General features: G+C 61.7%; 18 protein-coding genes. 8 read left to right on the top strand and 10 right to left on the bottom strand.

The features are described 5' to 3' along the window. Nucleotides 1-23: 23 nt before the first annotated feature. Nucleotides 24-443 carry a VOC family protein gene (locus tag KF691_02425; protein MBX3388292.1) on the top strand — a complete coding sequence of 140 codons (420 nt, stop codon included), beginning with the start codon at nt 24-26 and terminating at the stop codon, nt 441-443. Between the two features lie 75 nt (nt 444-518). Beyond that, on the top strand, nt 519-1,319 hold the full coding sequence (locus KF691_02420; GenBank protein MBX3388291.1) for a hypothetical protein: 801 nt from the start codon (nt 519-521) through the stop codon (nt 1,317-1,319). Nucleotides 1,320-1,334: 15 nt separating this feature from the next. Here the strand turns inward: KF691_02420 and KF691_02415 are convergent, their stop codons facing one another. Next, complete coding sequence (locus KF691_02415) at nt 1,335-2,501, bottom strand: hypothetical protein (GenBank protein ID MBX3388290.1); 1,167 nt, start codon at nt 2,499-2,501, stop codon at nt 1,335-1,337. Between the two features lie 299 nt (nt 2,502-2,800). On the opposite strand from KF691_02415, the gene KF691_02410 reads away from it, so the two are divergent. Further along, nucleotides 2,801-3,736: a hypothetical protein gene (locus tag KF691_02410; GenBank protein MBX3388289.1), complete on the top strand. Its 936-nt coding sequence runs from the start codon at nt 2,801-2,803 to the stop codon at nt 3,734-3,736. 45 nt (nt 3,737-3,781) lie between these two features. On the opposite strand, the gene KF691_02405 is transcribed toward KF691_02410, so the two are convergent. From KF691_02405 to KF691_02395, 3 genes are all read right to left on the bottom strand, one after another. Next, entirely contained in the window at nt 3,782-4,861 is a 1,080-nt protein-coding gene (locus tag KF691_02405; GenBank protein ID MBX3388288.1) for a hypothetical protein, read from the bottom strand. A gap of 373 nt (nt 4,862-5,234) precedes the next feature. Then, nucleotides 5,235-6,329: a hypothetical protein gene (locus tag KF691_02400; GenBank protein ID MBX3388287.1), complete on the bottom strand. Its 1,095-nt coding sequence runs from the start codon at nt 6,327-6,329 to the stop codon at nt 5,235-5,237. Between the two features lie 181 nt (nt 6,330-6,510). Then, nucleotides 6,511-6,675, bottom strand: coding sequence for a hypothetical protein (locus KF691_02395; protein ID MBX3388286.1), 165 nt, complete (start codon nt 6,673-6,675; stop codon nt 6,511-6,513). 573 nt (nt 6,676-7,248) lie between these two features. Here KF691_02395 and KF691_02390 point away from each other — a divergent pair. From KF691_02390 to KF691_02380, 3 genes are all read left to right on the top strand, one after another. Continuing rightward, nucleotides 7,249-7,932, top strand: a complete 684-nt coding sequence (locus KF691_02390; GenBank protein ID MBX3388285.1) for a hypothetical protein — start codon at nt 7,249-7,251, stop codon at nt 7,930-7,932. Nucleotides 7,933-8,193: 261 nt separating this feature from the next. Further along, nucleotides 8,194-8,991, top strand: a complete 798-nt coding sequence (locus KF691_02385; GenBank protein ID MBX3388284.1) for a hypothetical protein — start codon at nt 8,194-8,196, stop codon at nt 8,989-8,991. Between the two features lie 95 nt (nt 8,992-9,086). After that, on the top strand, nt 9,087-9,812 hold the full coding sequence (locus KF691_02380) for a hypothetical protein (GenBank protein ID MBX3388283.1): 726 nt from the start codon (nt 9,087-9,089) through the stop codon (nt 9,810-9,812). Nucleotides 9,813-10,262: 450 nt separating this feature from the next. Here KF691_02380 and KF691_02375 read toward each other — a convergent pair whose 3' ends face one another. From KF691_02375 to cdaA, 6 genes are all read right to left on the bottom strand, one after another. Further along, on the bottom strand, nt 10,263-10,964 hold the full coding sequence (locus KF691_02375) for a hypothetical protein (protein MBX3388282.1): 702 nt from the start codon (nt 10,962-10,964) through the stop codon (nt 10,263-10,265). 3 nt (nt 10,965-10,967) lie between these two features. After that, nucleotides 10,968-11,642, bottom strand: coding sequence for a hypothetical protein (locus tag KF691_02370; GenBank protein MBX3388281.1), 675 nt, complete (start codon nt 11,640-11,642; stop codon nt 10,968-10,970). Nucleotides 11,643-12,371: 729 nt separating this feature from the next. Continuing rightward, nucleotides 12,372-13,931, bottom strand: coding sequence for a F0F1 ATP synthase subunit alpha (gene atpA, locus KF691_02365; GenBank protein MBX3388280.1), 1,560 nt, complete (start codon nt 13,929-13,931; stop codon nt 12,372-12,374). Nucleotides 13,932-14,196: 265 nt separating this feature from the next. Then, nucleotides 14,197-15,210: a hypothetical protein gene (locus tag KF691_02360; GenBank protein MBX3388279.1), complete on the bottom strand. Its 1,014-nt coding sequence runs from the start codon at nt 15,208-15,210 to the stop codon at nt 14,197-14,199. Nucleotides 15,211-15,341: 131 nt separating this feature from the next. After that, on the bottom strand, nt 15,342-16,340 hold the full coding sequence (locus KF691_02355) for a hypothetical protein (GenBank protein ID MBX3388278.1): 999 nt from the start codon (nt 16,338-16,340) through the stop codon (nt 15,342-15,344). 2 nt (nt 16,341-16,342) lie between these two features. Then, nucleotides 16,343-17,299: a diadenylate cyclase CdaA gene (cdaA, locus tag KF691_02350; GenBank protein MBX3388277.1), complete on the bottom strand. Its 957-nt coding sequence runs from the start codon at nt 17,297-17,299 to the stop codon at nt 16,343-16,345. A gap of 71 nt (nt 17,300-17,370) precedes the next feature. On the opposite strand from cdaA, the gene KF691_02345 reads away from it, so the two are divergent. Both KF691_02345 and KF691_02340 read left to right on the top strand, forming a co-directional pair. Next, nucleotides 17,371-17,655 carry a NifU N-terminal domain-containing protein gene (locus KF691_02345; GenBank protein MBX3388276.1) on the top strand — a complete coding sequence of 95 codons (285 nt, stop codon included), beginning with the start codon at nt 17,371-17,373 and terminating at the stop codon, nt 17,653-17,655. Nucleotides 17,656-17,699: 44 nt separating this feature from the next. Next, the gene (locus KF691_02340) at nt 17,700-18,806 is read left to right on the top strand and encodes an A/G-specific adenine glycosylase (GenBank protein ID MBX3388275.1); all 1,107 of its coding nucleotides are present in this window, start codon (nt 17,700-17,702) and stop codon (nt 18,804-18,806) included. The last annotated feature ends 6 nt before the right edge of the window (nt 18,807-18,812 follow it).

Raw genomic sequence — 18,812 nt, 5'->3', positions numbered from 1 at the left:
TTGCTCGCGCACATCAAATAGATATGCCGCCCTTTCGGCTCCTCGAAACCGCGATCCATGTTGCCGACGTTGCCGCGTCGCGAGAGTGGTACGGCCGCGTGTTCGGCCTGAGGCCGCTCAATCCCGACAACAAAGACGAACGATTGTCGGCGCTCGGGCTACCCGGCGCGCAGGTGCTGCTGATCTTCAAGAAAGGCGGGTCGACGAGCACGCTGACATTTGCGGGCGGATCAATCCCACCGCACGATGCGCAAGGCACGACACACTTTGCCTTTGCCATTCCCGAAGCTGATCTTACCGCATGGCGCACGCACCTGGCATCGCTGAGAATCTCGATCGAGAGCGAGATGAATTGGGAACGTGGCGGCACCAGTCTCTACTTCCGCGATCTCGACGGGCACTTGCTCGAATTGGCGACGCCGGGTGTCTGGCCGACGTACTGATCGCGATAGCCCTGCACCTCACTCTCCAGGCCTCACATCTTTTCATCGCTTGCTCCGCGCGGTACGCTCCGCCGCATGCTCCATTTGCTTCTGACGACGCTCATTCTGATTCAACCGGGTAATCCCGCACCGACTCCCGGGTCGGACGACCCGGTCGTACAGGTGAACTTTGCGGCAGTCCCCGCGGCCCGCAAGGACCAATGGTGGGTCGATCGAAACAACTCGTTCAACGCGCGTGCGAAGCAGGGAGCAGAGAAGGGCGACATCGACATCATCTTCATGGGCGATTCGATCACGCAGGGCTGGGAAGGGCCGGGCAAGGAAGTCTGGCGGAAGCACTATGGCGAGCGGCACGCCGTGAATTTCGGGATCAGCGGCGACCGCACCCAGCACGTGCTTTATCGCGCCAGCACGGGAAACCTGAATGGGCTCGATACGCCCGCCAGCGGGAATTCGCCGCGGCTGGTCATTCTGATGATCGGCACGAACAACACGGGCCAAGGGAGCGACGCGAGCGCGAACACGGCGCCGCAAATCAACGAGGGCGTGCGCGCCTGCGTCGGTGCGATCCACGACAAACTGCCCGGTGCGCACATACTGGTGCTCGGCATTTTCCCGCGCTCGGAAAAGCCGGATGAACGCCGCAGGCTTGTCGCCGAGACAAACGATTTGCTCAAAGACATCGGCGAGGGTGGAGACGGCGAACGCGCGATGTCGCGCGTTCACTTCGTTGACATTTCCGATCGCTTCCTCGAAAAGGACGGCACGATTTCGAAAGAGATCATGCCCGATTTTCTGCATCTTTCCGAGAAAGGATACGAGATCTGGGCGGAGGCGATTCAGTCGCACGTGGATCGCTGGGCGCCGGCGCGTTGATGCGCGGAGCGATCGTTACGGACAGACCAACTCGTTGTATCCCACCACGAAGATCAGGAAATCCGAGTCGTCGACAAAGCCGTCGTGATTGAAATCGGCCGGACAACCCGGCGGCATCGACAGATCGGCACAATCAAGAATATTGTAAGCTTGAACAAAGAATATGAAATCGGTGTCGTCGACAAATCCGTCGTTATTGATGTCGCCGGGGCACGACGCGGTCGATGCTGTTACCGGAAACATCTCCGCGTTTTCACCCGAGCCTCCGCCCGAAGAAATCAATGGCTGATTGCTGGCCAGACCTTCGCCTGAAGAACCGAGCGTGAAGATGCGAAGCTTGTCGCTCAGGCTGTCCACCACGAGCGCGGCATTCAGAACGGAGCTGTAGCAGCCCGCGATCTCGCCCCCTACACCGAAGTAGCCGCTGTTTGCAAAGACCGAGATATCGATTGTCGCCGGGTTCATCAGCAGCATGCGCGGAGCGGTGTTATTGGAGTTGTCATCCAGCTTGATGAAGACCGTGCCGCTCGGCCCGGGAGAAAAGCCGACGACAACAGGGCTTACGAGCGGAGCGGTCACGAAGATCGTGTCGATCGGCGACGCGGCGATTCGGGTTCCGTCCAGCGTCAGGGGGATCTTGGTGATCAGCGCGTTGATGCCGCTATTGGTACCCATGAAGAGACTGTGTGTCGTGGGATCGAAATACATCCGCGCCCACTGGCGCGGCAGCACAAACACACCCGACCCGATTGTGTTCAGCAAATCGTGGACCGTGCCGCCCGCATCGAAGTACGAAATCTTTCCGAAGCGCTGGAAATAAATCCGGCCGTCGCCCGTCGGCGCGACGAGCTGCGCATCCTGGTTTCCGGGATAGGGCATGTCGGTGAATGAACCGTTCGAATCGAGGAGCGACATCACGCCGCCGAACTGACCCGAGCGCACGATCACGGCCCGATTCCGAAAGGAATCGAAAGCGCCGTTTCCCTGGATACCGCTGTCGGCGAGCACCGTGAAGACCGCGAGCGGCGAAGGTTGGATGCGCAGCACCGCGGGCCGGATGCTCGGCCCGATACCCGACGCCGAAGTGACGTAGACGATGTCGCCCGTATTCCAACCGGCAACAGCCGAAACCGCCGCGATCGCCGAGACAAAGCCGCCCCAGATTCTTGTCGTTCGCAACATGGCCTGTTCCATCCGATCGCACGATTCCGACAACACATTGGCATATTCAGCAGGATGAGAGCCGGAACGAGGTCCGAACGGGAGTTGTGGCCGCATCCGCTGGCCCACTGAACGCCACTCATGCTAATCGAACGGAACATCCTGGTTCAAGATGATTTGAGCGAATCGGATTGAGCAAACAGCTCGGTTCAGGGTGATTCCCGCCGGATCCAAACCGCCGTTGATCGCGGCAACGTGTATCCTGATAACCCTTTCGGAAGCGGACTCGCGAGGGGGTGAAGGGCACGCCGGAGATCTTCATGCCGCAGATCACGCTCAAGCGCGCCGGGTTTCGGATCACGATCACGCCGGAACTCGGCGCGGGAATCGCCGATTTTTCCGTGCTCGGTCCGAGCGGATTCTTCTATCCCGTTCTCAGGCGGGCCGCGCCGGATGAGACAAACGCCTCTCTGCTTGGCTGCTTCATCATGGCGCCGTGGGCGAATCGGATCGCGAACGCGAAGTTTGTGTTTGAGGGAAAGGAGATCGCGCTCAAACCAACGTCGGCGGACGGGATGGCGCAGCACGGCGACGTACGCAAGCGAGCTTGGAGCGTCACCGCTCAGGATGCCGGCTCTGCAACTTTGGAATACGACAGCGCGGCACACGCCGACTCGAACTGGCCGTGGGCCTATCGCTGCCGCGTCGAGTACAACCTGGAAGAAGCGGCGCTCATCGTGCGGCTGCGCGTTCTCAATAGCGATAGCCGCGCGTTCCCGGCGGGGTCCGGGCTGCACCCATATTTCTCGCGCCGATTGTGGAACGACAGCGACATTGTCGAGGTGCACGCGCCGGTGAGCGGACGCTATCCGGTCATCGCCGGGTGCGCCACGGGAGCGCCGTCCCCTGATGAACTCTCACGGCGACTCGCCACACTCGCGCCGCTTCCCGATGAGCACATCGACGCGGTCTTCGCCGGCTTCGAGGGAAGCGCCGAAATCCGCTGGCCCGGGAGCGGCGTCACCTTGCGCCTCGTCGCCTCGAGCAGGATGCGCCATCTCGTTGTCTTCGCACCGCACGCGAACGGAACTTCGGGCACTCCCCTGCCCTTCATCGCGGTCGAACCGCAAACGCAGGTCAACGACGGCTTCAACCTCGAAGCGCGCGGCGTGCGCGGCACCGGAACCGTGATCCTCAAGCCCGGCGAAGCGCTCGAGACCGAATGCCGCTTCGAGATCGAGCGACGAAACGGCTAACTTCGCAAGCTCCCAAACCGAGAAACGTTCCAGCGTTCCGATGTTTCAGGTGCAGACCAGGTTGTTGTACGCCGCGACGAACAGAACGAAGTCGGCATCATCGACAAAGCCGTCGCCGTTCATATCCGCAGGACACAGCACGGGCATCGACGGATCGGCGCAGTCGAGAATGTTGTACGCGTTGACGAAAATGACAAAGTCCGCATCATCAACAAAGCCGTCGTTGTTGAGATCGCCCGGGCACGGGTCCGGCGGTTGCGTGCCCGGACCCCAGTCCTTGCCCGTCGCGCTTACGACCGCGCTGCCCGCGATGACAGGCGTGGAGCCGGCGAGTATGTTGAGGATGCCTCCCCAGCGGACTTTGGTTCCTTCCACCAGACCGGTCGAGATGCCGGGGAACCCGCTTGACGAGCCCATGCCGGACAAGGCTCGCGCGTACACCCCTAGCGTGAAAGGAGTGCCGAATGTGATCGGCACTGCCATGGTGACCGAATCGTTGAAAGCCTTGCTGTAAATGTCCGGAATTCCTTGCGTTGGAACAGACCAGTGGCCGTACTGGCGATCGGTGCTCAGCAGATCGGAATCACCGGGATTGAAATGCTGGTTCATCGCCAACTGAAAGTCGTCTTTGTACGCCGTGACCATCACGCTCGCGTTTCCCGTGAACCCGGTCGCTTCGAGAAAGCCCGACGCGGCGACCCCGAAGATGAAGAACCCCGGCTGGCCTGTATGAGCCGGGTGATTCACGGTGAATGTTTCCTTCCAGCCTCCGTTGACGGCGCCGATCGGAAACTGGTTGAAATTCGGTGCGCTGTTGAAAGCATCAAGGAGCACGTAACCCATGCCGGCGGTGCCGGAAGAACTGTTGTGCAGATCGGGGGCCGAAGAATTCGCCCAGCGCGCGACGACCCCGAGGCCGCTGAACAAACCTTCGTTGAGCATCGCTCCTGCGCCGCCGACAGAACCTGCCAAATCGGTCCCCGGCCAGGAAAACCCGGCGCCGATCGGGCCGGGATCGCAGCCGGCCTGAAGGAAGCCGCCGGGCGAAACGATTACATTCTGCGATAGTCCGGCAAGCGCGACGGTCGGCGTGGCCATCCAGACGAAACACAACCGTGACGGCATTGCTCTCTCCTTCCTCGGCGATGGGCATGGCGCCGTCGAGAGAAACCGAGCATACCGGACGCGATCAAAGCTCGACAAGCGAGATTTGGGCGGTTTGCGACATGTTTTTTACCATGGGAATTGCACGGCGCCTGCGGCCAGATCGCAAATCGGTGGGTGTGAACAGCCTCGGTCCGGTCGATGCCCCAGGGGACGGATTCCCCTTGAGGTACATTTCGCCGCACAGAACCTAGCAGGCTGTTGAAAAACTCCAACCAGTCGCAATTTCGAACCGCCATCTACCCTCGCGACCCGGGTCTGAGGGCCAGAAAGTTGTCTGCAATGCGTCGGCGCAGTAGGCACAATCAGAATTTCAACAGCCTGCTAGGCCAGATCAGACGCACACCAAATCGTTGTATGCGGCGACGAAGAGGACAAAGTCCGCGTCGTCCACAAACCCGTCGCCGTTCATATCCGCAGGACACAGAACGGGCATCGACGGATCGGCGCAGTCGAGAATGTTGTACGCGTTGACGAAGACCACGAAGTCCGCGTCGTCGACAAAGCCGTCGTTGTTGAGATCGCCCGGGCAGGGGTCGGGCGGCTGCGTGCCGGGCCCCCAGTCTTTACCCGAAGCACCGCTCACGGTGCTGGTCGCGATGACCGAATTGCCGCCCGCGAGAACATTGAGAATGCCGCCCCAGCGAACCTTGCCGTCCTGAATAAAGGCGGTGGAATTACCCGCCACGCCGCTCGAAGAGCGCATGCCCGCTTTGCCCCACGCGTACACACCGAGCGTGAATGGCGTTCCGAAAGTGATGGGCACAGCCATCGTGACCGAATCATTGAACGACTTGCTATCGACGCTCGGGTTGCCGTAGGTGGCGATCGCCCAGTTGCCGTACTGACGATCGGTGCTGAGAAGATCGGAATCGCCCGGGTTGAAGTACTGGTTCGCCATCAGCTGGTTGTTGTCTTTGTACGCGGTCACCAGCACCGAGGCCGCACCCGCGAAACCGGTCGCCTTCAGGAATCCCGAGGCCGCAACTTCGAACACCAGATATCCCGCTTGTCCGGTGTAGTTCGGATTCGTGACTGTAAAGGTTTCTTTCCATCCGCCGTTGACTGCGCCGAGTGGAAACTGGTTGTTGTTGGGCGCGTTGTTGAACGCGTTGATGAGCACGTAGCCCATGCCCGCGATACCCGAGGAGTTGTTGTTGAGATTCGTCGCCGACGAGCTGGCCGAATTCGCGGCAACGCTCAGGCCGACGAACGAACTCTCGTTCAGCATCGACCCGGCGCCGCTGATGGCGCCGGCCAGGTCGTAGCCGGGCCAGAAAAACCCGCCGCCCGTCGGGCCCGGATCGCAGCCAGCCTGCAAAAAGCCGCCGGGCGAGGCGATCACGTTCTGGGAAAGGCCTGCGAACGAAGTGCCGCTGAGCGCGACGAGCGGGACGAAAGCGAACAAAATGGGAACCTGAACGCCCATACTGATCTCCTTCTCGCGGGAATTCTGAACGACGGCCAGCCAGAACGTCAGGGTAGCTGTCGCGTCAAGAACCCGGATTGGTCAGTGCGACAAGCCGAGCCAGGCAAGTTAGAGAGCACACAAAAACCGGAAATCTCCCTACAACGTGTTGACGCGCACGGCTGCTTCGCGCGGCGAGAACTCACGGGCACAGCAGCGCGTCGTAGGCGGCGAACAGAACAAAGTCGGCGTCGTCCACGAAGCCGTCCTGATTGAAGTCGGCGCTGCACGAATCGGGCATCAGCGGATCGGCGCAGAGCATGAGGTCGTACTGCGCGGAGAAGAGAATGAAATCGGCGTCGTCCACCCGGCCGTCGGCGGGATGGGGGTGGGGGTGGGGTTGCTGCTGGCGATGTGGGCTTTGATTCCGCGCGACCCGAACCGGGGTCGCGCTCTGACTTCGCGGTGTTGCTTCCGCTTCTTTCGAATGATCCTCCGGCCAAATTGGACACTTCTCCGGCTCATCCGGACGCCTCTCCGGCACAGCCGTCGCTCGCTCCGCGCGATCCGTTCGCGCGTCTAGCCGAGAAGTACACGAATCCGCTCAAGTCGGACGCTTCTCCGCTCGATCCGGAAAGGAGCAAGCCGGTACCCCGCCGCGGCTTGGTCGCACGCCGGAACGAAACAAAGGCAGTTCACCACAGAGAACACAGAGAACACAGAGAGAGACAGCGAAGAAGGAGAAGGCGCCAAGCACTTCACCACAAAGAGCACAAAGGACACAAAGAACGCGGAGGAAGACAGAAGAGAGTGTCAGGAATCATCAAGAGCGGAAAGGGTTTTCCTTTTTTGTTTCTCGCTCCGCTTCGCACCGCTTTGTGCTCTCTGTGTCCTCTGTGGTGAAGCCCCACCCGCCCACGCACCCGCAGGAGTCCTCATCATGGCCGCATCACGCCCCAACTACATCCCCCGCGCCGACGCCGAGTTCGACACATGGCAGAACGGCTTTGCGTCTCCCGCCGCCGACTTTCTGATCAACAACCTGATCTCGGAAGACCTCGCGCTCCGCCTGCTCAACGCGCAGATTCTCTGGCAGGCGACCTACGCGCAGCACGTGCAGAAGCAGGCCGCGGCCGAGGCGGCGACGCAGCAGAAGGACGAGGCCCGCGCCGCGTACGAATCGCTCGCGCGTGAAGCGGCCCGCGCGATCCAGGGTTTTCCCACGGTCACCGACGCCGACCGCGCTTCGATGGGTTTGACTGTTCGGGCTTCGGGCCGCACCCCCACCCCCACGCCGACCAGCGCGCCGATCGCGCGGGTGGATACCGCCCTGCGTCTGCGTCACACGATCCGCTTTACCGACGCGGCGACGCCCACCCGCCGCGCCAAGCCCAAGGGCACGCTGGGCGCGGAACTGCGCCTCAAACTTGTGGATGCGGGCACCCCCACGCCCACGGACCCGAGCGCGCTGCAGTTCCTTTCTCTTTCCACCGACGGTACGGCCACGGCCGAATTCGAAGTCAAAGACGGGGGCAAGACAGCCGTCTACATGCTGAGATGGATTTCCGCAGGCGGGGTTGCGGGCCCGTGGTCGGAGCCGGTGAGTGCGACGGTGGCGGCGTAGACCCACTGACACACACGAAACGATCAATTTCCGAGCCATATTCGCGAGGACTCTGTAAGTACCACAGCAATTCCACAAGTTTGTGGAATTGCTGTTCAATGTAAAGACTATGAGTTCGACTTGACTCCGACGTTGGTTTTGATAAGTTCTGCCCGTTCCGGCGTGTTTGTGCAAGTCGGGAATGCAGGGTGGGGCGCGATCCTGCCGCCTATTTGCAATGTGGACAAAACCAAGGGTCGCGGAAGTAAGTGAGGTCGAGCAGTGGCACTTCGATTGGCGCCGGCAGTTCGGATGGGTGCGGCGATCGCCGTGGTCTCTGCGGTTGTGGCTTCATGCGCCTACAAGCCGGGAGTTACAATCCACTATGTGGATCCGGACGGAAGAACACTGAAGGTTTGGACCGGATGGCCAGAAGCCCTGCCGCCCGGCAGCGTTCAGGTGGGCACTTCTCCTGACGGGTTGCCCGTTTACAAAGCGCCCAATGGGAAGAAGTACGTGTGTATCCCGACCTATTTCGGCATGAGGTGTGCGGAGTTTGAAATTACCGGCGAAGTTCCGGGCGGTGGCGGCTTTCCACAGGTCGTCATCGAGCCCGCCCGCCCGGACGATGAAGGCGGCAGCACGGGCGTTCCCCCCATTGACGAGAACGGCGAAGAGCCGCCATCGGGCAACACGGTCGGCGGCGGACTGCTCGACGAAGAGAACGACATGGCGACTTTCACACTTCCCACCGCGTCGCTCTTTCACTGGCCCGATACGTCACCGTTCGACGTAACGGTTTCGCAGTCGGGAAGCGACACGACTGTCAGCGGTTCCACAAGTCAGGTTGCTTCGTATCTGGCTGAAGCAGGCGTCCGCCGAATGGTCGTCCCTTCCGACGGCGTGGTTCCGGAACTGTTCCTGGAGTTCCGTGTCGGTACGCTGACGCCAATCATTGCCGCGAACAACTCGGTTGTCGGCTTCATTGACTTTGACGTGCTCTACACTCGATACTCTTCGAACATGGCGCTCGTTCCGGAGCAATATCATCCGATCCGACCCCTCGGGAGGGTGCGGTGAATCGCATTTGCTGAGAAATGAGTCGGTCCGCACTCTTTCGCACTGCCGGGGCGCTCGCCGTGATGCTCGCGGGTAGCTGTGAGCACCAACGCCACTTGCCGGAAGCCAATCCGGCCGAGCCGGCGGCGGCGGGCGATCTGCCGGTGCGAGTTCTTTGCTGGGAAGGCGCCGCGCCGGGTCTCCGGCGCGGCGCCATTGGCGTCATGTTGGAGAACGGTGAGTTTCGAACGGCCAAGCACGTACTGGAGATTCACCCCGGCTCGGGTTTTTTTTTGAAGAGCTATAAGAGCGGCTTTCTGGACGGCACCCCCGTCGAATGGGATACCGTCCACGGCGGAGACTACTCAAAGTTTCGCGCTGGTTCACAAGGGGATGACTGGGCGCAGCTGCGGCTTGCTCCTCATCCTGCAATTCGCGGTTTGCCATTTGACGGTTTGGGCGATCTTCCTCCGGGCACGCGCGTCGCAGTAGTCGGCTTTGATCGTGTCGTCTCGGCGATCACGCCGCAAATGACCTTTGACGTTCCGCAGATGGTTGTGCCCGCCACTGTCGTAGCGACCCCCTCTCGCCGTTTCCGTGACTCGGATGACACAACCGGCTTGGCATACCTGCGGCCCGACGCGAAGGGAATCAGGCCCGGCTGGTCGGGCGCGCCGGTGATTGCTTTTGATCTAGACGGCAACCCACGAGTCGTCGGGACGTTGATATCGGTTTATAGCGAGCAGGGGACGGCGGCCGATCCTGAAGCGCCGAATTTGGATGCCATCCAATATGCAACGTTCGTGAGGAGCGGCCCACCCGCCACCAAGCCCGTTGAATAATCAAGCTTGCTCGACCCTGAGGGCGCAATGCGGGATAACGGGTCCTCTGAAGTTTGTTCGACTGCAAGGTACTACCAAGGGTGGCCGTTCAAGGACCGCCCACACCCCGCCCGGCGGCGGATTGTACAGGGATCGCCGCATCCGAAGCGCTTGGACGGCGTGCGCGTTCTGCGGTGATGGATGCCGACGCGATGCTCCGCCGAGCGGGGTATGGGCTTGCTCTGCGGCGTGTCGGTCAACCGCTGCGAACTTCGGCGCGGTGCGCATCCGAGCCAACCAACTTTTCAGCCTGTCCGCCGCGCGGCACGCGCCCGCACAACTGCACACCGAGCCCGTTCCCCTGTCGGCGGAGCGCCACGGAGATTCCCGCCGCGCGCCCCAAGCCCCCGAACTCCGATCGCGTGGTCCGTCACTCCAAATGTACAATCCGCCGCCGGCAGGGGAAGGGGCCTACACAGCAATCAATCGCATGCCGTGGTCGCTGGAAGTGGGCAAGACTTGAGCGACAGGGATTGATCCGCCGCGGTATCCGCGATGCAGCTTTGCGGCAGGCGATCCGACCTCGTTGCCCCATTGCAACCACCCCGGCCGAGTGTGGCGAGCAAACAGTTCCATATACGGCCCCGGGCTGCACGACTCGACGATGTTGTAGATCTCGTCCGGTTTTCGCGAGTGTTCGCGTTTGCGGGACACGATCACGTTCGGCTGCCGGCGTCCGGCAGGTCCCGTCCGGTTGTTCCGGCCCCGAATGCCGAACAAGCAGACCTCGGTGACGTTGCGGAAGTAGAAGCCGACACCGCGCCGGTCGGGGCCGCCATCCTTGCGCACCTTGTACCACACGATGTTGCTCTTGTACTTGAAGCCCCAACGCTTCAGAACCTCGAGCCCTTCCGCGATGAGCGCATTTGGAACCCACAGGTAGAGGTGGGCCTTGGGTGCGGCGACTTGCGCAATCGGCAGCTCCATGATCTGCGCTAGATTCATAGTGGGGTACCGAAGCAACCTGCGGTGTTCCGGTGCCACCTTGCCCGTGCTGTTCGAGAACTGCCACGGGGGATCGGCGAGAATAGTGGCGACGGAACCAGAACCAAATTCCATTAGGTCGGCTGCGGCCAATCTCGCTTCTTCTCTGGCTTTAGATTTATCGTTCATCGGCTAATCCTCAACGAAGATCTTTCTTGTTAGGCCGAACACCAGAAGCGGACAACCGCCCCCGCCCCCACCTTCAATGCGCGGAATCAGCTTGTGCATCCACGTTGTCGTAGTGCCGTATTTGGACCAGATACCCAGGTCATCGAAGACCGCTGCCAAGTTGTCCGACTTCGTAATAATGACTCCGACGCTGATAACTCGCAAGTCGAAGAGGAGCCGGAAGTTGTTGAGATCTCGATCAAAGAACGGGTCCTTGTTGCTCCACTCGACCTCGACCGCCACCCGATTCTTGAAGTTGTCAACCTCGTGCGTTGGCGACTTCGATTCTTCAACGTCAACCACGATCTTGGTATCCCAGCGCTTCTTCGACCACCCGCGCTTGTACAGTCCCGCATCGAGGCTTGCGGCGATGTCTGTTTTGCCGCCTCCTCCGACCATGACTTGGCGCTTGTGAATCCTGAAATCACGCAGCACTGACATGAGATCCGAAAACTCGGTCGGAAAATCCGTCTTGAGTATGGCCGCCGCGTGCTTCCATTGATGAACCTCGTAAAGATCGAGGACGTCGTCTGGGATCTTTCCCTTTAGACTCGCATCAGACGATGCGAGTGTGGCAGCGCTTCGCTGGGCGAAGGACTGTCGTTTGGCTGGTTTTTCTCTTGGTGGCTGTTCGGGCACAACGGGTCTCTCCGGTCGCCACGAGAATACACCGTTCGCAGGGCGTTGGGGAGCGATCGCAGCCGACAGTAAACGACAAGCCAGATATAAGGCATTTCCATTCGCCGGAGGGGTGCCGGGGAGGGCGGCCAGCTCTCCCGGCGCCAGCGGGCATATGTTCGGCGCGAGCGCGAAAAGTCGCGGCGGAAGCGGTCACACAGTGGCAGGGGGCAGAGTCAACCGGGCCGTCGCGCCGGAATGGATATCTCCGCGTCCTCGCTTGCGCTTCGGGCTCGTAGAGGCCGCCTCTTCGCCCCGCTATCTCTTTGAGCCCTTCGAGCCCTTTGAGTTGAACTCTCCCGTCTTCTCCGCGTTCTCTGCGCTCTCCGTGGCGAACCGCCTTTCCTTTCTTGCCTCTTCTTTGTGCCCCTTTGTGCTCTTCGTGTTCTTTGTGGTGAAAAAAAGAGATTCCCTTCAGCGACGCACGCGCCCGGACGATCTGCAACTCCGATTTCCCCGCGTGCCGATTGATGGCCCGGGCAGCGGAGTCTTTTGCATCTGCAAGCCGCAGAGCGAATGTTGGGCGAATCAGCAGCCTAACTGTTGCATTCAGTCCAATGAAAAAGGGAGACGCGTGATGCGTCTCCCTTTGTTGTTTGTGTGACGGAGAATCTCCTGTCCCCAACCCCTTCCCTCGGGGAAGGGTCTTCGGAGATGACACCGCCCGGAAGGGCGGTGCCACGATCAAGCCTATTTCGCCTTGAACGTGCTCTTGTACGCCTTGATCGCGTCTTCAAGTTTCTTCTCAAGGCCGGCGTCGAGCGCTTTCTTCTGATCGAGCTCATCGCGCGTTGCTTTGCCGAGCGTGCTCATGTATTCGAGCAGGCCGGTTTCGAACTGGCGAACCGCCGGGACCGGCACGTCGTCGAGGTAGCCCTTGGTTCCCGCGAAGATCGAGATGATCTGATCGGTCACGTGGAACGGCGTGTACTGACCCTGCTTGAGCAGTTCGACCATGCGGCGGCCTCGGTCGAGCTGGCGCTGCGTGGCCTTGTCGAGTTCGGTGCCGAGCTGGGCGAACGCTTCGAGCTCGCGTGCCGCGGCAAGGTCGAGTCGCAACGAACCGGAGATCTTCTTCATGCCCTTCACCTGGGCGTTGCCGCCCACGCGGCTGACCGAGATACCCACGTTGATGGCGGGGCGCACGCCGGAGAAGAAGAGTTCGGGCTCGAGGTAGATCTGACCGTCGGTGATCGAGATGACGTTGGTCGGGATGTACGCCGAGACGTCGCCTTCCTGCGTCTCGATGACGGGGAGCGCGGTCAGCGAGCCTGCGCCGTTCTCATCCGAGAGCTTGGTCGCGCGCTCGAGCAGACGGGAGTGCAAATAGAACACGTCGCCCGGAAACGCTTCGCGGCCCGGCGGACGGCGGAGCAGGAGCGAAAGCTGGCGATAGGCGACGGCCTGCTTCGACAAGTCGTCGTAGATGCAGAGCGCGTGCTTGGGCTGCTTGCTGCCCGCGTCTTTGCCCTGCCACATGAAGTACTCGCCCATGGCGCAGCCGGAGTAGGGCGCGATGTACTGCATCGGGGCCGGGTCGGATGCGCCGGCGGTGACGACGATGGTGTAGTCCATCGCGCCGTGCTTGCGGAGCGTCTCAACGACGGCGGCAACGGTCGATTCCTTCTGGCCGACGGCGACGTAGATGCAGACCACCGCGTCTTTCGTGCCCCAATACTGCTTCTGGTTGATGATCGTGTCGAGCGCGACGGCGGTCTTGCCGGTCTTACGGTCGCCGATGATCAGTTCGCGCTGGCCCTTGCCGATCGGGATCATCGAGTCGATCGCCTTGATGCCGGTCTGCACCGGCTCGGTCACGGGCTGACGCTCGGCGATGCCCGGGGCGATGATGTCGACCTTGCGGAACTCGGTGGTGTTGATGGGGCCCATGCCGTCGATCGGGCGGCCGAGCGGATCGACCACGCGGCCGAGCAGCGCCTCGCCGACCGGCACTTCGAGCAGGCGGCCCGTAGCCTTGACCACGTCGCCTTCCTTCACCGACTTGTAGTCGCCGTAAATGACCGCGCCGACGGTGTCTTCTTCGAGGTTGAAGACCTGACCCATGACCGCGCCTTCGCTGGTCTGGAACTCGAGGAGTTCGCCGGCCATCGCGTTCGACAGGCCGTAGATGCGGGCGATGCCGTCGCCGATCTCGATCACGCGCCCGACTTCGGACACTTCGAGCTGCGTGGCGAACTGCTGGATTTCCTGACGAATAACGCTGGCGATCTCGTCGGTCTTGATCTTCACGGCGGGGTCCTTTTCAGCCCGCACCCGCGTCGAGCCCCGACACTGAGTCTGAGGCTCCCGGATGGGCTGCAACCATAGGTCTATCCCCGCAAAAGGTCATCCCTTTTGCGAGCCGTGGGCGTCGGCCGACACCCTGCCAAATGCCGGATTGCTGAGCCGAACCGGGGGTTTGGGACGTCCGAAGAAGCAAGCCGGCGCGCCCAAAAACAAAGCCCCGGACCGATTGGGTCCGGGGTTCGGAGGCTGATGCGAACCAGATGCACGGTCAAGGACAAACCAGCGCGTCGTATGCCGCGGCGAAGATCACAAAGTCGGCATCGTCCACGACGCCGTCGAAGTTGAAATCGCCCGAGCAGCCCCCGGTCATCGCGGGCGTGCCGCACTCGAGGGCGGCGTATTGCGAAACGAAGACGACAAAGTCGCCGTCTTCCACGAGTTCGTCGTGGGTGAGATCAGCGGGGCAGTGGATCTGCTGGGGCTCGACTGCGGCGTCGGTGTAGAGCGCGTTGCTGCCGCCCGGAAGATCGCCGATGAACGTGTCGACGCCAGTCGTCGGGTTGACCGTTCGCAAAGAAGGCTGGCCGGTGCCTTGCAGCGCGTTGATGAGCTTGAATGACGCGTACCAGATCCTGCCGGTCTGAAAGTCGGTTCCGATTCCCTGATTGAAGACCGGCTTGAAACTGAGAACGTTGCCGAGCCAGATCGCCTCGTCACCCACAACGTGCGCGATCCAGCTGTTGAACACTTCCATGAGCAGATACTCGCCACTCGGGCGGCAGGTCACACCGACATGGAGCACGTTGACATCGGAGTGCAGCGTCGCCGAGGAGATGATCGCGCCGGTGTTGATATCAAAGGTGACGAGGCGGGAGGTGAGCCCGCCGCTGGTTGGAGTCGCGACGCCGACAAAGCGGTGCGTCACCGGATTCCACGCGAGATCGGTGATGACTTCATTCGATGCAAGCCCGATCGGAGGGCCGACCTGGGTCGTCGCGCCGGTCGCGAGGTTGACGCTGTAGAGCCCCTGAACCATCGAACCTTCAGGCCCCTGCACGGTCGCGAAGAGTCGGTGGTCGGGCGTGAATTCCAAGCCCGACACAAAGTGATTCGCGGGAACCGGCATGGGTGCGTACGTCGTGAACACCGCCGGGGTCGGACCCCAGAAGTAGACCAAAGTCGCGGCGCCGGTTGTTCGATCAATTTTCGGAGACCAGATGTTCTGCGCGTGAGCGCACAAGCACATTCCCGCAACGCCGAGCGCGTATGCAGCAAACTTCACGAGACACCTCCAAAGTGCGAAACGGGCCTTCAGAACCCGCACTATCAGTCTAACCCCGGGTCGATTCGATGCAAGCAAGAAACCGGCTGCTCTCGTCGGCCGAATCCGGCCCCAATAACGGGAAACGGACGCTAGCGCTTCTTGATGCTCACGCGCACGAGGCGGGTTTCGGTATCGAATTTCAGGAGCGAGGGGACATCGGAAAACACGATGTCTTTCTGCGTGATGCCCTTCTCAAGATCCTCAAACGAGAGATTGACCGAAGCCACGATCTTGATCTCTCCCCGCTTGACGCGGTCGATCAGCTCTGCCGGGCCGCTGACGGTGACCTTGGGAATAAAGCGATCCTGCTCGGGAATGGAGACGTCCCAGAGGGAAAGTTCTCCGGGCGCCATGCGCACCTGGACGGGAACGCCCGTGAGTTCGGTTGTTGCTTGCCGATTGCGAATGGCGAGCGTGACCGACGCGGTGGGCGGCTCGATCCGAACCGATCGTTTGTTCTTGAGCGCGATGGGGAGCTCGAGACGAACACCCGACACCTTTTCGCGCCGACCGGCGAGAAGACGCGAAAGGTCGTCGGGCCTCAGCGTCGCGAATACTTCGGGCGTCGATCCGACGGCGCCGGCGATATCCGTGGGAAGGTAGACCTTCACGGTCGCCGGGCTGACTTCGGGTACACCATCAAGATCGGAATCGCCGACATCCACGACCACGCGTGCGGTTCGAACCTCCATCGACTCGACGCGAATAGTGACCGTCGGCGGCTCCACCCGGTCGATCGTCAGGCCGAGTTTTCGAAGAGTCTGATCCGATCGGAGCGCGTCTCGAAGCGGGATGACATGCTCACCGGGAGATGCGGGCACTCCGGGCGAACCGATGGTGAGCGAGAGCGGGCCGGCACGAGAAAACTCTTCAACCGGGGCAAAGGCGCTCGCGCTTCCGGAGAAACTGATCGTGATCGTGCCGCGGAAGGATTCCTCGGGTTGAACGGCACGCTCGTTCGGCGCATCGGACACAAATTGCAGCGAGAACCGAAGGTCGCGGCGCTGCAGACTCTCCGCCTCCGCAAAAACCCATACCAGGACGGTGATGACCGAGACGAGGAGGATGGTCTTGATGCGTTCGACCATGTTCAGGCGGCCCCCTTGCCGAACTCCTCGTCGCCCTGCTGTTCTTGACCGATCGCCTCGAACGAGTTGGTCGCCTCGTTGGACGGATTGGCGGCAGACGCGTCTTCCGCGGCGGCTTCTGCTTGGGCCGCGGCAACCGCTTCGTCGATGGCCTGTTTGATCGCCTGTGGGTTGAGCCGCTTCTTAAGTTCGATCTCGAGTTCTTCGGAATTCGACATGACCGAGAGCCGGCCGCGTTCGGCGATTCGGATCTGCCCGGACTCCTCGCTCACCACGACGACGAGCGCGTCGCATTCCTTACTCACACCGACCGCGGCACGATGGCGTGAGCCCAGCCGTTTGTCGGGCATCTCGTCGGGCTCGGCGAGCGGCAGCTGCACGCCCGCGGCAGCGATCTTCTTGCCTTTCACCACCACCGCGAGATCGTGCAGAGCCGAACCGGGGAAGAAAATAGTCTGGAGCAGCCGCGCGCTCAGTTCGGCGTTCATCGGCGTGCCGCCCTCGACCGCGCCGGCGACCGCAATGGAGCGCTCGATGACGATGATCGCGCCGAAGCGGGCGCGACTCAGGTTCTTGCACGCCTCGCAGATCTCGTCAATGACGAGGGCGATTTCCTTGGGCGATGATTTGAAAAACGGGGTCTCGCCGAGGCGAACGAGCGCGCGGCGCAATTCGGGCTGAAAGATGACGACCAGTCCGATCGCCAGGAACGCGAGGAGCCGGTCATAGAGCAAGCCGATGCGCTGAAAAACTTCGGCGCCGCCGAGCACGCGGGCCGCGATGCCCGCGACGATCCCGATGAGCAGCAGACCCTTGAGCGCCCCCGCGGCGCGCGTTCCCTGCACGAAGCGCACGATCGCGTACACGCAGACCCAGATGATCGCGAGTTCGAAGGCGACCACCAGGGCCGAGTAGGCCGAGAGGCGCGTGAACAGGTCATTGAGGCGAGTGGGAAACACGGTGAATCAACAGTCCCTGAAGCCTGCGGGGAAGCGGCCCCGCAAGCCCATGAGTCTACTCTTCGGCTTGTATGGGTTATAGAGTGCGAGAGTTCCAGGAAACGCCCAACCCCAGCGCGGTGAAGATCGTCGTCGACGCCCCGATTTCGCCACTGGAAGGTCGCAGCGAGACTCCACGGTCGTATCGGTCTGCGGAATCGGCCGCGCAAGATCCTCTGGCGGCGCGCCTGTTCCGGGTTTCGGGAGTCGAAAACGTGCTCATCGCGACGGACTGGCTGACGGTGGGCAAGCGGGCCGATGCGACGTGGAAATCGGTGAAGGGCGCCGTCGAAAAGGCGCTCGCCGAGGCGGAGTGAGAACGGTGCCGCGAGCAGCAATCGCACCGAAACCGAAGCAAAGGATGAGCACCCGTCCGAGTCGGCTACGGGAAACCGCCCGGGACCGACGAATCGTGCGGGATCTGGCCGCGTGGTTCTCGAAGAACGCGAGAGCGCTTCCCTGGCGGACGAACCCACGGCTTGCGTATCCATCGCTGGTCAGCGAACTCATGCTGCAGCAAACGCAGGTTTCGCGCGTGCTCGAGAAATTTGAGGCGTTCCTCGAGAAGTTTCCGACCGTTGAGGTGCTTGCCGCGGCAGACGAGGCCGAAGTGCTCGCGGCGTGGTCCGGGCTGGGCTACTACCGGCGCGCGCGGCTCCTGCACGCGTGCGCGAAAATCATCGTGCGCGATCACGCCGGAACAGTCCCGGATTCCATCGAGAAACTGGTGCAGCTCCCGGGAATCGGAAAGTACACAGCGGGAGCGATCGTGTCGATCGTGTTCGGCGAGCTGGCTCCGATCGTGGACGGCAATGTGTGCCGCGTGCTGCAAAGACTGGATGCGAAGCGGGGGCACGCCAGCGAACGGGCGGTTATCGACTGGGCCTGGTCGCGCGCGGGCGCGCTCGTCGCGTTGTCCGTCCGCGGCGAGCAGGTTGCCCAGTTCAACGAAGGCTTGATGGAACTGGGTGCGACAATCTGCACACCGGACCGCCCGCGGTGCGGCCAATGCCCGCTGCGCTCGATTTGCGTCGCGAGCAATGAGCAATTGTCTGGGGCTATTCCAGTTCCGAAGCCGCGGGCGCGGATTCGGCGAGTCTTTCACGACGTCATCGTTGTGTGGCGGCGCGACGCATCTGGGAAGGCCTCGTATCTGCTCGAGCAGCGTCCGGCAAATGGCCTGTGGGCGGGGCTCTGGCAGCCACCGGCACGGGAAGGGGACAAAAAAATGCCGGACGGGCCCGCGCTCGCCGCGCAGCTCGGGCTCCATGATCTGGAACTGGAGAGCAGCGCTCCAACTTGCAGCGTGTTCTGCACCACGCACCGGGAAGTTCATTTTCGAACGTGGTACGCCACGCAGCCGACGAAGAAGCCGGGTCTTCGACGGTGGATACGACATGATGAACTCCACACGGTGGCAATCAGCAACGCGCATCGCGGGTTAATCGCTCGGTGTCTTCATCGGTGAAGTCGC

This window comes from Phycisphaeraceae bacterium (assembly GCA_019636555.1).
Classification (GTDB): Bacteria; Planctomycetota; Phycisphaerae; order Phycisphaerales; family UBA1924; genus JAFEBO01.
This window is presented reverse-complemented; position numbering and strand designations above follow the sequence as displayed.